Annotated in this window: 8 protein-coding genes; 6 read left to right on the top strand and 2 right to left on the bottom strand. The window is 70.4% G+C overall.

Translation table 11 applies throughout. The annotated features are described in order from the left end of the window. Positions 1-260: 260 nt before the first annotated feature. Positions 261-1,682 (top strand): MFS transporter, encoded by a 1,422-nt coding sequence (locus ACFY0O_RS25060; protein WP_388950211.1) that lies wholly within the window; start codon positions 261-263, stop codon positions 1,680-1,682. Between the two features lie 405 nt (positions 1,683-2,087). After that, positions 2,088-2,285 carry a hypothetical protein gene (locus ACFY0O_RS25055; RefSeq protein ID WP_388950208.1) on the top strand — a complete coding sequence of 66 codons (198 nt, stop codon included), beginning with the start codon at positions 2,088-2,090 and terminating at the stop codon, positions 2,283-2,285. Positions 2,286-2,329: 44 nt separating this feature from the next. Here ACFY0O_RS25055 and ACFY0O_RS25050 read toward each other — a convergent pair whose 3' ends face one another. After that, entirely contained in the window at positions 2,330-4,918 is a 2,589-nt protein-coding gene (locus ACFY0O_RS25050) for a hypothetical protein (RefSeq protein WP_388950205.1), read from the bottom strand. Positions 4,919-5,068: 150 nt separating this feature from the next. Beyond that, complete coding sequence (locus ACFY0O_RS25045; RefSeq protein WP_388950203.1) at positions 5,069-6,403, bottom strand: D-alanyl-D-alanine carboxypeptidase family protein; 1,335 nt, start codon at positions 6,401-6,403, stop codon at positions 5,069-5,071. Between the two features lie 302 nt (positions 6,404-6,705). Here ACFY0O_RS25045 and ACFY0O_RS25040 point away from each other — a divergent pair, with 302 nt between their 5' ends. The 4 genes from ACFY0O_RS25040 (at position 6,706) to ACFY0O_RS25025 (ending at position 14,081) form a co-directional block, all read left to right on the top strand. After that, positions 6,706-9,051: a transglycosylase domain-containing protein gene (locus tag ACFY0O_RS25040; protein ID WP_388950201.1), complete on the top strand. Its 2,346-nt coding sequence runs from the start codon at positions 6,706-6,708 to the stop codon at positions 9,049-9,051. A 241-nt stretch (positions 9,052-9,292) separates the two neighbouring features. Further along, complete coding sequence (locus ACFY0O_RS25035; protein ID WP_388950199.1) at positions 9,293-10,768, top strand: MFS transporter; 1,476 nt, start codon at positions 9,293-9,295, stop codon at positions 10,766-10,768. Between the two features lie 351 nt (positions 10,769-11,119). Then, the gene (locus tag ACFY0O_RS25030) at positions 11,120-12,292 is read left to right on the top strand and encodes a hypothetical protein (RefSeq protein WP_388950196.1); all 1,173 of its coding nucleotides are present in this window, start codon (positions 11,120-11,122) and stop codon (positions 12,290-12,292) included. Positions 12,293-12,797: 505 nt separating this feature from the next. Then, positions 12,798-14,081: an MFS transporter gene (locus ACFY0O_RS25025; protein ID WP_388950194.1), complete on the top strand. Its 1,284-nt coding sequence runs from the start codon at positions 12,798-12,800 to the stop codon at positions 14,079-14,081. Position 14,082 lies beyond the last annotated feature (1 nt).

Raw genomic sequence — 14,082 nt, 5'->3', positions numbered from 1 at the left:
GGCGCGGCGCGGGAACGCACCCCCGGGGGCGCCTCCTGCACCGTTCACAGCCCAATTTTCACCGCCGGACGACCACGGCGCACACGGGCCCGCCGGCTGATGCGCAGGCCCGCGGGGCGCCCCGGCGTGCTCCGGAGCCAAGACGGACATTCCAGACATTCATCCACAAGTTTGGTTAACCTGGGCCGGGCGGGTTACCGGTCGTAGCCCCGCGCCGAAGACCCCGTGGCCCGACCCGAGGAACGGAGCTCACCTCCCTCATGGTTCCGCCGGACACACGCGTATCCGTCTCGTTCACATGGAAGGAAAAACTGGGCCTGCTGGCCGCCGCGCTCTCGGTGCTGATCGTCCAACTCGACTGGCTCGCCGTGAACCTCGCCCTGCCCCGCATCGCCCACGAGTTCTCCCAGTCGGTCACCGACCTCCAGTGGGTCCTCACGGGCTTCATGCTCGCGTTCGGCGGCCTGCTCCCCGTCGCCGGATGGCTCGCGGACGCGTACGGCAGACGCCGCATGACCATTTACGGGGTGCTCGTCTTCATCGTCAGCTCGCTCATCTGTGCGACGTCCCGCAACGTCGAGTGGCTCGTCACCGGGCGCGTGCTCCAGGGGGCGGCCGGCGCGTTCATCGTCCCCGGCTCCATCGCCATGATCTCCGGGGCGTTCGAAGGGCGGCTCAAGAGCACCGGTCTGGCCTTCGTCCTGGGGGCCGCCGGCACGGGCGCGGCCTTCGGCCCGCTCGTCGGCGGTGTGCTCTCGGAATTCAACTGGCGCTACGTCTTCCTCGTCAACCTCCCCATCGGCCTGCTGGCACTGCCCCTGATCCAGCTGTGCGTCCGGCCCTCGTACGACCCCGCGATGGCGGCCCGGCGCCCGCTGCTCGTCAGCGCCGGCGCCGTGGTCGCCGGATTCGCCGGGATCACCGTGGCCGTGGACCGGGGACCGACCTGGGGCTGGGCCGCCCCGGCCACCCTGGTGTGCACGATCGGCGGGGTCGCCCTCCTCCTGCTCTTCGTGTTCCTGGAGGTCAGGGGCGCCCGGCCACTCCACGAACGGGAGTTCTATCTGGACCCCGCCGTCCAGCTGCTCACCGTCGTAGGGGCCCTGTCCCTCATCGCGTACTCCATCCTGTCCACCTTCTCGGTCATCTACCTGGAGGAGGCGCAGCGCCTGCGGCCACTGGCGGCGGGCATCCTCCTCCTGGCCCTCTCCGTCCCCGACGCCGCGGCGAGCTACGCCGCCGGGAAGGTGGCCGAGAGCCGCTACGCCTACGTCTGCCTCTGCGCGGCGAGCGCGGCGACGGCCCTCGGCATCATGCTCGTCGTCTGGGCGGACACCGTCCCCCTGTACGTGGCGGCCTTCGCCGTCTGCGGCCTGGGCATCGGCCTGACGGGCGCGCTCACCAACGTCCTCATCCAGCACCGGGCCGCCCCGCAGCGGGCCGGCGCGGCGGTCAGCCTCAGCCTCGCCGCCAAGATGCTCGCGTCCGCCGTCGCCGTCGCGCTGGCGGCCACGTCACTGGAGACCCTCAACGGACGCGTCCACGGCGCCGGCGCCAACCGGACGGCACTGGAAGCGGTCCTCAGGGTGACGGCCCTCCTGATCGCCTCGGGCTTCCTCCTCCTCCTGCCACGAGCCCTCCGCGCCTTCCGCACTCTGCGTGGCGGACCGGAGCACCCGTAGCCCGCCCGCACCCCCGGCCGAACGGGAACCGGCACGTGCCCGCCGGGCGGCCCGATGGGACGCTGCCGCCCGGCCCGGCATCGGCGACGTCCCGGACCCGGTCCGCCTGTGCGAGGGCACGCCCGACACGTGCCCTGCCACACCGGCCGAGGTACGGGCCGGCCGGACCCACACCTGCGGGGGCCTCCTCGGCATGGAGGACTTCCAGGGCGCGGACCTGCACTGGCTGGCCTTCGAGCACGAGAAGTACGTCTCGGTCCAGGAGGACGTCTTCGAGGGCCGGCTGACCGTCCTGCGGGACACCTCCCCCCGGACGATCGAGTTCACCGACGTTCCGGAGGACGTGGGCGCCTTCGTCCAGAGCACCGTCACCCGGCTCGTCCCCGAGGCGATGGTCCGCATCGTATGGTCCTCCGAGAACGGGACCGGCACGACCCGGGGTACGTGGCCTACGTCCTGGCCCAGGAGGGCTTCTGCGAGGGCACGCTGGCGCTCCACGACCCCGCACGCCTGCGGGTCACGGGCCTGCCGCAGACGCACCGGGCCTGGCTCGTCCGGACACTCGAACAGCTCTCCGCAGGCGTGTCCGTCGACTTCGACTGAGGGCCATGTGCCCCGCCCGTCCGCCTACCCTTCCGGAGGCGGACTCAATGGGTATGGAATTCGACGATCGTTGGCGAGTCGTTCAACGAGTACAACTCTCTGAACGACCAGATGGCCTGTTGGCTGGCATCCGGCAGCCCCATGACATCGATCCCGCCATCCCGGCGAGAAACGGTGCCCCGGTTGACATCGGGCCCCTGCGCGCTCAGCCATTCAGCGCTGTCGGATTCGAGAATGAGTTCTCCATCCGATTCCACGCACGCCCGGGTTTCACCGAGACTCATGTTCGCCACGATGGCAGTGTTGTCTTCGGCGATCTTCCGGGCCCGGGCGTATCGCCCATCGTCGTCGGAATCCCAACCGTCCTCTCTGTCCTCCCAGGACGCATCGTACGAGGTCGCGTCCTCCGCAGATACCCCCAGAAGCTCCCAGTCCGAATCATTCGACTCGTCGTCGGGGTGTCGGACAGTGGGCCCGATCACCACCCAGCCGTCGTCGGAGTCATCAGCTCCGAGCGCAGGTGCGACGGTTGCCGGAGCCGTTCTCCTGGCGTTCTCGGCAAAGAAGGAGGGTATCTGTTCGGTCGGTACGACGATGCCGCTAGAAGCCTCTATCCCTTCTTCGGTCAGACTGAAGGAGGTAGCCCCTACGTCGAAGAGAGCCGGGAATTTTTGGAGCGCGTGGCGTTCCGGATCCAGTTCGTGGATCTCGCGCAGTTTCGGGATGAGATTTTCATCGCGAGTGCTGAGGCTGATGTGCACATCGTGGGGCACCCAGAGCTGCATGACCTGGAACTTTGCGTACTGGAACACGGCTATTCCCTCGGGGCTGAGGGTGAATGTGATCGACCAGACGTCCCGGGCCATTTCGGAAGGCAGTCCGAGGGTGGTTGCGAGCGTCGTGCATTCGAACCCGGTTTGTGCTTGCCGCCTCCGTTTGTCCGTTACGATATCCCGGCTCCTGTAGTGCGCCATATGAAAATCGTTCACGGAATAGACGCGATGGCCGTCTTTCCCGAGCAGGCTGAACCGTACTGCCTGCTCTCCCCCTGGGAGGGTGAATTCGGGGCACGGGACCCCAGCCGGACTTGGCCGGGACTCCCGGATCAGCCCGCTCAGCGCACTCCGGAGCAGTGCCGCTTCCACGTCCTGAGGGTCGGAATCACGCAGCCCCTGGGCTCGGACCCGGTAGACGTGTTCCATGGCGCCCACCGCCTCGTCGGTCTGCTGGGCGGCGCCTTTCCGCTGGAGTGTCTTGGGGTAGAACACTTCGGCACCCACCGCCATCCCATCCGTGAGGGCGGTTGCGTACTGCTCGAACGGAGCGATGATGGTCGCTTTGGGCCAGTCACGTTGCAGCCCGAGAGCACGCGTCCCGTTGGCCGCCACCGGGGCCACCCGTTTGACGTGCTTGCTCAACCATTTCTCCCATTCGCGCCTGGCCTCCCCGGTGTAATCGCGGCCGGTGTGGGTGATGACCGTGGCAGGATTTTCCGCTATTTTTCCGGATATCCAGGCGGTCATTTTCTCGTTGATGTAGTCCTTCGCCATGTTCAACACGGATCCGCCGAAAACCGTAAAAGCGGTGCCCGTGGCCCCCGAACTCAGGGAGGTCGCGCCGAGAGCGGCAATGAGTGCGGGCAGAATGCCGACCATGGCCCCGATGGCCGCCAAGGCGGCCACTGTTTTGGGGCATACGCTGGCGAAGTTGGCCTGGATCTTCCCTTTCGCCTCTGCCTGGGCCCACTTGACGATCTCTTCCGTACTCGTGAGTGTTGTCGCCACCAGTTCGTGGCACGCCTGCATGTACTCGGCCCAAGCCGTTATCAGATCTTCAAGCGCCTCTTCGGGCAACTTGGCGTCACGCACCAATCGCTCATCCATCGAATTCGACCTCACCAGCTGGGCACAGGCATCCCGCACCACTGATTCCGCCGACATGCATTTACTTGCACTGTCCCCGAGGCCGGTCATTTCGGGGGCGCCGTGCCGTGCCAGCGTGGCGCCCGCCTCGGCCAGGGCATGGACGGGGGGTAGCATTTTGCTCTTCCATGCTTTCAACTCCCTTTCCATCCGCTTCACCACGGCATGCGGTTCATCCCTTCGGTTGCCGGTCAGCCATGCTCTGGCTGCGGACCTTTCGACGGACGCCTTGAGCCCCTGCGCGACGGCTTCTTTCGCCACACCAGACCCTATGTGGTTCCAGGGCCATGCTGTTTCAGCAGCCTGCTTCTGTTCCAGCTTCTCCCTGACATCTTTTTCCTGGGCTCGCAGCCACGGACTGGCGGCGTGACAGTTCTCCAGGAATATCCTGACCTGCTGGTGGTAGTACCTCAGATACGCTTCCCGCGGCTTGCTGCCCGCAGCCTGCGCCAGCGTTTCGTCCCAGGTCTTGGCCGCGCTGTAGTGGGTGACCGTCCTGGGCCAGTATTTGCTCCTCCTCTTCTTCGCTTCGGGTGTGGGTTGCACCTTCTCGTGCCATGACAGGAAAAGCTGGTGCCAGTGTTCTCCTTTCGTCATGAAGTCGTCAGGCGTCGTGGGGCAGTCAGTGAGGAAGGGTTGAGGATCGACTCCGCTCGGAAAGAGGAAGGTATTCCCGCCGTTCCGCATCTCCACCCAGTTTGCGTAAGGCATCGGTGTGTCTCTCCCGTCCTGGGCCGTTCGTCTGTCAGCTCCAGGGTGACGGCGGGGTGTTGTGGGTCACCAGCACGATCGGGAACAGCTTCCGCCCTCCTTTGAGGCAATGCGCGCATGATTCCCGGGAATGCAAGACCTCTGACGGCGTCACCCCAGCCGGGTCAGGCGCGAGAGCAGGGACGGTTCGGTGAGGTCGTGCTGGAGGGCCACCGGGACCGCCTCCGGTTCCTCTCCGACCGTCAGCCGGCCAACCACGGTGCCCGCCTTCGCCTCGCCGGGCAGCCTTGCGGCGTCTTGGTCCAGGCCGATGGCCAGTCGGGTCCCGCGCAGGCCGACGCCCTTGACGTCCTTGGTGGCCACGACCGGGCTCCGGTGCCCGAGTCCGTCGTCGACGTAGCCGACCGTCTCGCCCTTCTCGACGATCGTGGCCGACGTGACGGCCCCGCGTACGGCCTCGATGATCTTGCGGCTGTTCTCCAGCACCAGTTTCAGGCTGTCGGCCCCGTTGATGTCGGGGCCGTCGGCGTGCTGGTCCAGCACGGTGCCCAGGAGCAGCCGGTCCTTGCCGTCCACCGTCTTGTACGCGGCCCAGGAAAGGGCGCCGCCGGCAGGCGTGTTGGAGCCGGTCTTGATCCCGCGCACGCTGAGGTCCGACATGAGCAGGCTGTTGTTGTTGTACAGCTTCCCGGCGCCGGAGATGTCAGCGCCGGCCATGCTGACGACGCTGCGGAAGGCGTCGGACCTCATCACCGCCTCGGCCAGCCTGGTCTGGTCGACGGCGGTACTGACCGTTTCCCGCTCCAGCCCCGAGGGGTCGGTGTACCGGGTGTGGGTCATGCCCAGCTCCGCCGCCGCCCGGTTCATCTTCGCGACGAACGCCGAGACCGAATCGGAGCGGGTGTCCCAGCGGGCGACCAGCCGGGCGATGTTGTTCCCCGAAGGGATCATGAGCATCTTGAGCATGTCGTACTCGCTGTACGACTGACCCACCTTCAGTCCCTCGATGCGTGACTCGTCCTTGGCCTCGCCGTCCTGGACGGCCTGGGTGTCGACCTCGATCTGCGGGCCCGCGTCCTGCCTGTTCTTGAGGGGGTGGTCCCGCAGGAGGACGTACGCGGTCATCATCTTGGCGGTGCTCGCGATCGGGACGGGCCTCTGCTCGCCGAACGTCTCCATCTGGCCCGAGCCGACCACCGTCACCGCACCCTGCCCTCCAGAGGGCCACGGCACGGCGGCGTTCCCTCCGGGGAGCGTGAAGTGTGCCGGCACGTCCCGCATGACGAGCGCGGGGGCGGGCAGCGGGCGGAACGCCTGCACGGCGACGGCGACTCCGAGCACGCCGGCGGCGAAGCCCCACCACCGGCCCCGGCCACGCGTGCGCCGTCCCCCTCTCCGGCCGGACGCACCCGGGCCCGGCTCCGGTCGGTCCGGGCACTGCTCGGAGGCCAGGGGCCGGCGGCCCGTCGCGGGGGTCTCGCTCATGGTGTCGCGGTCTCCTGCTCTGCGAGGTTGGGGGATCTGTCGGCAGGGCGGACGGCCCCTCCCTGCGCCCCGGACGCGCTCCACGGCTCGGCACTGAACCGGAGGGTGATCGTCCTCTTGTAGTCAAGTCGCGGCGGGGAGCGGGAGTCGCCCCCTGATCAGGGGACGCGCGGTAGGACCGTCGCTCCGCCGTCCGGCAGGGGCGCCCCATCGGCTCCGGGCGCGGAAGTCGGCGGGCGCGGAGTCGCTAGCTAGCGCTCCGTAATGCTTCCCTTATCGTTCGGGTATGTACGGTTTCGCCCATGCGTGTTCGCCGTGGCTCCCGAGGCCGTGAGAAGACCCGACCGTTCCACCGGCCGGCCCGCGGCCGGGGCGGGCCCCCGGGGGGTCCGAAGAAGCGGGAGGGATGGCGCCGCCTCGTACCGCGCCGCCGTACGGCCCTGTGGTGCGCCCTCGGCGGAACGCTCGCCTTCATCGGAGCCCTCGTCGCCGGCTACTTCCTCGTGGACGTGCCCGACCCGAACGAGCACGCCACCTCCCAGGGCAACGTCTGGGAGTACGCCGACGGCTCGGTCATCGCCCGCACCGGCGCCGTGAACCGCAACTCGGTCCCCCTCGACGCGATGTCCAAGGCCGCGCAGCAGGCGACGCTGGCGGCGGAGCACCGCGACTTCTACAAGGATCCGGCCATCTCCGTCCCCGCCATCGCGCGAGCCGTCGCGGCCAACGTGACCGGCGGCACCCGGCAGGGCGGGTCCACGATCACGCAGCAGTTCGTGAAGAACCACTACCTGACCCAGGACATCTCCCTGACCAGGAAATTCAAGGAGCTCTTCATCGCCGTCAAGGTGGGCCAGCGGATGTCCAAGGACGACATCCTCCAGAGCTACCTGAACACCAACTACTACGGCCGCGGCGCCTACGGCATCCAGGCCGCGGCCCAGGCGTACTACGGCGTCAACGCCGCCGACCTGAACGCCGAGCAGGGCGCCTACCTCGCCACGCTGCTCAACGCGCCCGCCCTCTACGACGTGAAGAAGAACCCGCGCTACCGCGACCGCGCCCTCGCGCGCTGGACGTACGTCATGGACGGCATGGCCGACAAGGACTGGCTCACACCCGCCGAACGGGCCACCGCGCGCTTCCCCGAGCCCCTGGACTTCAAGCCGTCCGCCGGGCAGGCAGGACAGGCCGGTTACCTCATCGACGCGGCGCGCCAGTACCTCCTGGCCCACAAGACCGTCACCGAAGCGGAACTGGAGGCCGGGGGCTTCACGATCAGGACCACCTTCGACAAACGCCGGCAGGACGCCCTCGCCCAGTCGGTCACGTCCGAACTCGGTGCCACACTCCGCCCCGACACCCGCAAGGGCGATGAGAACGTCCGCGTCGGCGCCGCGTCCGTCGACAACGCGACCGGCAACGTCCTCGCGGTCTACGGCGGCCCCGACTACGTCAAGCAGTACGTGAACGACGCCACCCGCCGCGACGTCCAGGCCGGCTCCACCTTCAAACCGTTCGCCCTCGCCGCCGCACTGGAGGAGAAGGCCAAGGACGGCAACGGCCGCCCGATCACCCCCGGCTCCCTCTACGACGGGGACAACGGCTACGCCGTGCGGGAAACCGGCTACCGGCCCGGCAACCAGGGACAGCGCGACTACGGCCGGGTGTCGGTGCGCAGGGCGATGGTCCAGTCGGTGAACACGGTCTTCACCCAGCTGGCACAGGACGCCGGACTGCGCAACGTGCGCGGCACCTCGGTCGCCCTCGGGCTGCCCGACGACACCCCCGAACTCGCCGCCGTGCCCTCACTGCCGCTCGGCGTCGCCACCCCCAGTGCCGTCGACATGGCGGGCGCGTACGCGACCCTGGCCAACCACGGCCTGCGCAACGCGCCCCGCATGGTCGACCGGCTCACCGCCGCCGGCGCGGACCGGCACGTCCCGGAGGTGGCGGAGGAACGCGCGGTCAGCGCCCGTACCGCCGACACGGTCACCGACGTCCTGCGCGACGTCGTCGACGACCCGGAAGGGACCGGCCGCGCCGCCAAGGAGCTCGGCCGGGCCTCAGCGGGCAAGACGGGTACCACCAACGAGAAGAAGTCCGTCTGGTACGTCGGCTACACCCCGCAGATCTCGACCTCGGTCGCCCTCTTCCGGGAGGCCCCCGTCACGCACGCCAAGCTGGCCATGGACACCCTCGGCGGCGAATCCGTCGGCGGCGGCACCCTGCCCGCCCGCATCTGGACGGCGTACAACCGAACGGCACTCGAGGGGGAGCCGGCCGAGCGGTTCACCGCCCCCGGCGGCGTCGTCCCGGACGGCGGGCAGGTCAAGAAGAAGACCGGCCCGTCGGGCGGCCCCGAGCACAAGCCGAAGCGCGGCACCACACCGCCCGAGCAACCCGCCCCGAAGCGGCCCGGCGGCAAGGCCCCGGACCCCCAGAGCCCGCCCGGCGGCAAGCAGCCCCCGCCCCCTCCTACCGGTTCGCCCGGCGGCACACCGCCGAACGACCCCGGGAAGCCCGACCCCACCCCCGACCCCGACCCGACCGGGGGAGGCCCGGGCAAGCCGGAGGAAGGGGACCGGGACGGACCCGGCCGCAACCCAGGCCGTCCGGGCAACGATCCTTGGAACCGGGGGAGTTGAGCCCAGCCCGCACCGCCCACGTACGGTCCCCGGCCCTGCCGCACCAGGGGCGGTAGGACGGTGGTCACGAGCCTTCATCCCCCCGGTGGGCCGATCGGCGGACGCGCTGGGCCCGCCGCGGGCGCGAAGGTGGGGGCGAGGGGCCGGTTCCCGTGCCCCTCGTGCGTCGCCGGAGCCCCGGAAGCCGTGCCGTTCGGCCTGCTCCCCGGCACGCACGGGCCGGCGCGGGGCGGGACCGACCGTGCGACTCCCCTTCCTCCGCAGCCCCGCACCTTCCGGCGAGTCCGCGGCCCATCCGCGCGCGGCGCTGTCCGCCCTGTGCGTCGGCTTCTTCATGATCTGCCTGGACGCCACCATCGTGAACGTGGCGGTACCCGACATCCGCACGTCCCTGGGCGCCTCCCTCAACGCCGCCGTGTGGGTCAACAGCGTGTACGCGCTCTGTTACGCGGTCCCCCTCGTCCTCGCCGGCCGGCTCGGCGACCGCTACGGGCCCAAGCGCGTCTTCCTGACCGGCCTGGTCGGATTCACCCTCGCCTCACTGGCCTGCGCCCTCGCCCCCGCCGAGGGGACGCTGATCGCCGCCCGCGCGGTCCAGGGCCTGTCCGCCGCGCTGGTCGCACCCCAGACCATGGCGCTGATCCTCCACCTCTTCCCCGACGGTCGGCGGGGCCGCGCGCTCGGGGTGTGGGGCGCGGTCGGCGGCGCGGCGATGGCCGCCGGTTCGGTGGTCGGCGGGCTCCTCGTCGCCTGGACCGGCTGGCGCGGCATCTTCCTGGTCAACCTCCCCCTCGGGGTTGTCGGATGGCTCGCCGCCCGCCGGCTGCTGCCCGACTGGCGCCCGGCCGGGGGCCGGCGTCTGGACCTGTGGGGCGTCGTGCTGAGCGGCCTCGGCCTCGGCGCCCTGGTCTTCGGCATCCAGAGCGGCGAGGCCTACGACTGGGGCACGGTGGCCGGGCCGCTCACCATCCCCGGCATCCTCGGACTCGGCGTCCTCAGCCTGGCCGTCTTCCTGTGGCGGCAGCACCGCAGCCCGGCCGGCGCCCTGCTGCCGCTGAGGCTGTTCCGGCACCGCGACTTCTCGGCGGGAGCGGCCGGGATCGCTGCTCTGGGGCTGGCCATGGGCGGGCTGTTCCTGCCGCTGATGCTCTCCCTCCAGGACGATCTCGGGTACGGCCCTCTGGAAGCCGGAGTGGCCACGGTCCCGATGCTGGCCCTGTGCTCCCTGTTCGCCCGCCTGGCGGGCAAGCGCGCCGAGACGACCAGCCCCCGCGCGCTCGCGGCCACCGGCTTCGCCCTGCTGATCGCGGGCGTCGCCGCCCTGGCCGGGCTGCTCCGGCCAGGCCAGGACCTGGGGGTGTTGATGCTTCCCCTGCTGGCATCCGGCATCGGCATCGGCCTGGCCTCCGCCCCGCTCGCCGGCATCGCCACCAGGAACCTGGACGCCTCCCTCACCGGCGCGGCGGCCGGTGTCTTCAACACGGCCCGCCAGCTCGGCGGAGCCTTCGGCAGCGCCGCCAGCGGCGTCCTCCTCCAGACCGGCACCGCAACCTCCGCCACCCGAGTGGCCCTGGCCTTCCCCGTCGCCGCACTCGTCGCCGGCCTCGGCTGCTGCGCCTTCGTCCGCCCGCCCGACAGTACCCCCTTCGAACCACCGGCCACGGCCGCCGCCCCCGCGCCCCCGAACCGCCGTCCGACCGCGAGGTCCGGGTCCTGACCGTGCAGTCCGCGCACCGCACGTTGCCGATCTCGCTCGCCGGCGCGCATCCGGGACACAGCACATCGGTGCGGCAGCGGGTGGGCTTGGGCAGGCGGGCGGTGGTGCTTCCATCCCGCAGAGGCAGCAAGACGGGCAACTCCGCCACCGGCAGGGCGAGCCGGATCGGCCCGGCTGCCGGCCGGAACCTCGCCAGGGGGCGGCAACACAAGGGCCGCCCCTGCCCGATGGTGTGCCCGAACGGACATGGGGGCGGTGCCCGGTCTTCTGTAGGTTGACCGAGCCGCAAGCGGTAGGCCCGGCCGCCTGATCACGGGCCCGAATCTCCCTGGACTGAAGACGGAGATCTTCTTGACCGACCACACAGGATTCGAAAAGCCCACGTCCGAGCTGCCCGCCGAGCTCGTCCAGCAGATCATGGCGCAGCTCCCGCTCGAGGACCGTGGCCGCTGGGCCCGGGCCGACACGGCCCTGCACCATTTCGCCACCGCGCAGCCCCGTCCCACACCCGCCGGACAGACCCAGGGCCTCAGGCACCCGACGGACCTCCCCCACCGCACCATCTACACGCAGCGCACGCTCGAGGAGTCCCTGAACGGCCCGGACCCGCTGCACTTCGCCCCCGGAGCGGGCCCTCACGCGGAGCCCCTGGTGCTGAACCGCGGAGCCGCCTGCGGGATCGCCGTCCAGCTGTACGGGGGCCTCGACGGCGAACCCCTCGCCGTGATGAACGACGGCGGCGTCAACGCCCTCGACGGCGCCGTCATCAGCCGCATGTACGGCGGCTACGCGGACATCCGGGACGGGGCCACGGTCACCGACAAGCACGGCGGGGTCTGCACCATCTGGAAGGGCGGAACCGTCGTCAACTTCCATGACGGCGGCGGCTCCTGCCACGGCACCATCGTCAACAAGCACACCCCGTACCACGTGAACGTCCAGAGCGGGACGATCGAGAACCTGTACGACGGACAGGCCACCCTGTACGGGACCTCATGGTGCTCCACCGTCCACGGCGGAACCCTCCTGGCCATGGACACCAGCGCCGTCGACCTCGTGATCGACGGGTTCGTCACCCTCAACGACACCAGTCGCCTGACCCTGGTCAGCGGCGGGGACGTGGAATCCGCCAGCACCACCGCGATCACCGAGGTGTCCGGGGGAACGGTCCAGCTCCACGCCGGAGCCGGCGTCCAGAACGTCACCGGCGGCACCGTCCACGCACACCCCGGATCCGTGGTCCACACCGCCACCGGAGGCACGATCACCGTGGAGGACCAGGCCGTCCTGGCGGATGCGGCGGGCCACGCGGCCGTCCATGCCCGGGCCGGCTCCACCGTCACCGCCGGGGGGAACGCGGAGGTGGTCGCCGACGACGGCTCCACCGTCACCCTCCAGGAGAACGCACGCGTCCACGCCTACGGCCGCGCCACGGTCACCGCCCACGGCGGCACCGTCCACCTCCACGGCACCGAGGTGAACCTGACCGCCGCCTACGGCGCCGTCATCCACCAGGAGGACTGAGCCGGCCCTCGTCTGGGCCGTGACACCCGTGAACACGACCCAGCCGTCGTACCGCTCGTCCGGCGGGAAGACCCGGCCCCTGAGGAAGAAATGGCCGGGCCGCCCCGCCACGTACTGCTCGTGGGCGGGATCGTGACCGCCGACGCCGACGAGAACCACGGAGTCCCGGTACCCGCACAGCAGCTGCACGCCACCCAGTGCAGCTCGCCCCGGACCAGGTCCAGAACGCCTCCGCACGTGTGCGTGGCGCCCTCACGGACCTGGTCCGGGACGTCCGCGATCCCGGGCCGGATGAGTTCGTGGCCGCCCAGCGCCGGATCGTTCACGAGGAGGAGGGGAAGGTCGCCGTCCGCCGACTCGAGGGTCAGGTTCAGCGGGGCAGGCCTTGGGGCACCGCGCGTGCCGCCCGCCCCGGGCGCGCGTCCTTCGGGATTCCGGGGACACGCCGCCCGGTGCGGCGTAGGGTCGTGCTCGGGGACCCTCCCTCGTCTCCCGCGAGGTGGACATGACCGCACCCGATCGCCCCACGCAGACCGCGTACACGGGACCGCGTGAGGACACAGGTGCGTTCTCCTGGCTGCGCGCCCTCGGACCGCGGGGCCGGCGGGCCTTCGGCGGCGCGTTCGGCGGCTACGCTCTGGATTCCTACGACTTCTTCACGCTACCGCTGAGCATGGCGGCGATCGCCGCCCACTTCGGCCTGGAGAGCGGCCGCACCGGCCTCCTCACCACCGTCACCCTGGTCTTCTCGGCGTTCGGCGGGGTGCTCGCGGGCGTCCTCGCCGACCGGGTCGGCCGCGTGAAGGCCCTGATGGCCACGGTGACGGTGTACGCCTTCTTCACCGTGCTGTGCGGCTTCGCGCCGAATTACGGGACGCTCCTGGTCTTCCGCGCCCTCCAGGGCGTCGGCTTCGGCGGCGAGTGGGCGGTGGGCGCCGTCCTGGTCGCCGAGTACGCCTCGGCCAGGCACCGCGGCCGCACGCTCGGCGCCGTCCAGAGCGCCTGGGCGGTCGGCTGGGCACTGGCGGTGAGCGTCTACACGCTGGTGTTCTACTTCGTCGACGACGACCTCGCCTGGCGGGTGATGTTCTGGACCGGCGCCCTGCCCGCCCTGCTGGTCGTCTACATCCGGCGCAGGGTCGAGGACGCCCCGTCCGCCGCCCGGACGCGCGAGGAGAGCACCGAGCGGGGTTCCCTCAGGGCCGTGTTCCGGCCCGGCCTGCTGCGCACCACGCTGTGCGCCGTACTGCTGTCGACCGGCGTCCAGGGCGGCTACTACACCCTCGCCACCTGGGTGCCGACCTTCCTGAAGACCGAACGCGGCCTGACCGTCGTCGGCACGGGCGGCTACCTGGCCCTCCTCATCTCCGGCGCGTTCACCGGTTACCTGACCGGCGGCCATCTCACCGACCGGCTGGGCCGCAAGTACAACATCACACTCTTCGCGTTCCTCTCGGCGCTGTGCATCCTGGCCTACACCCGCATTCCAGCCGGCCAGAACGACCTGCTGCTGGTCCTCGGCTTCCCGCTCGGCTTCTGCATGTCGGCCATCTTCAGCGGGTTCGGATCATTCCTCGCCGAGCTGTACCCGACCGCGGTCCGCGGCACCGGCCAGGGGTTCACGTACAACACCGGCCGCGCGGTGGGGGCGTTCTTCCCCACCATGGTCGGCTTCCTCGCGCAGAGCTGGGGCGTGGGCGGAGCACTCGCGTTCGGCGCCGTCGGCTACGGCATCGCCGTACTGGCACTGCTGGGCCTCCCCGAGACCCGGGGCCGCGAACTCACCTGAC

The sequence above is a fragment of the Streptomyces sp. NPDC001594 genome (assembly GCF_042893675.1).
GTDB lineage: Bacteria > Actinomycetota > Actinomycetes > Streptomycetales > Streptomycetaceae > Streptomyces.
This window is presented reverse-complemented; position numbering and strand designations above follow the sequence as displayed.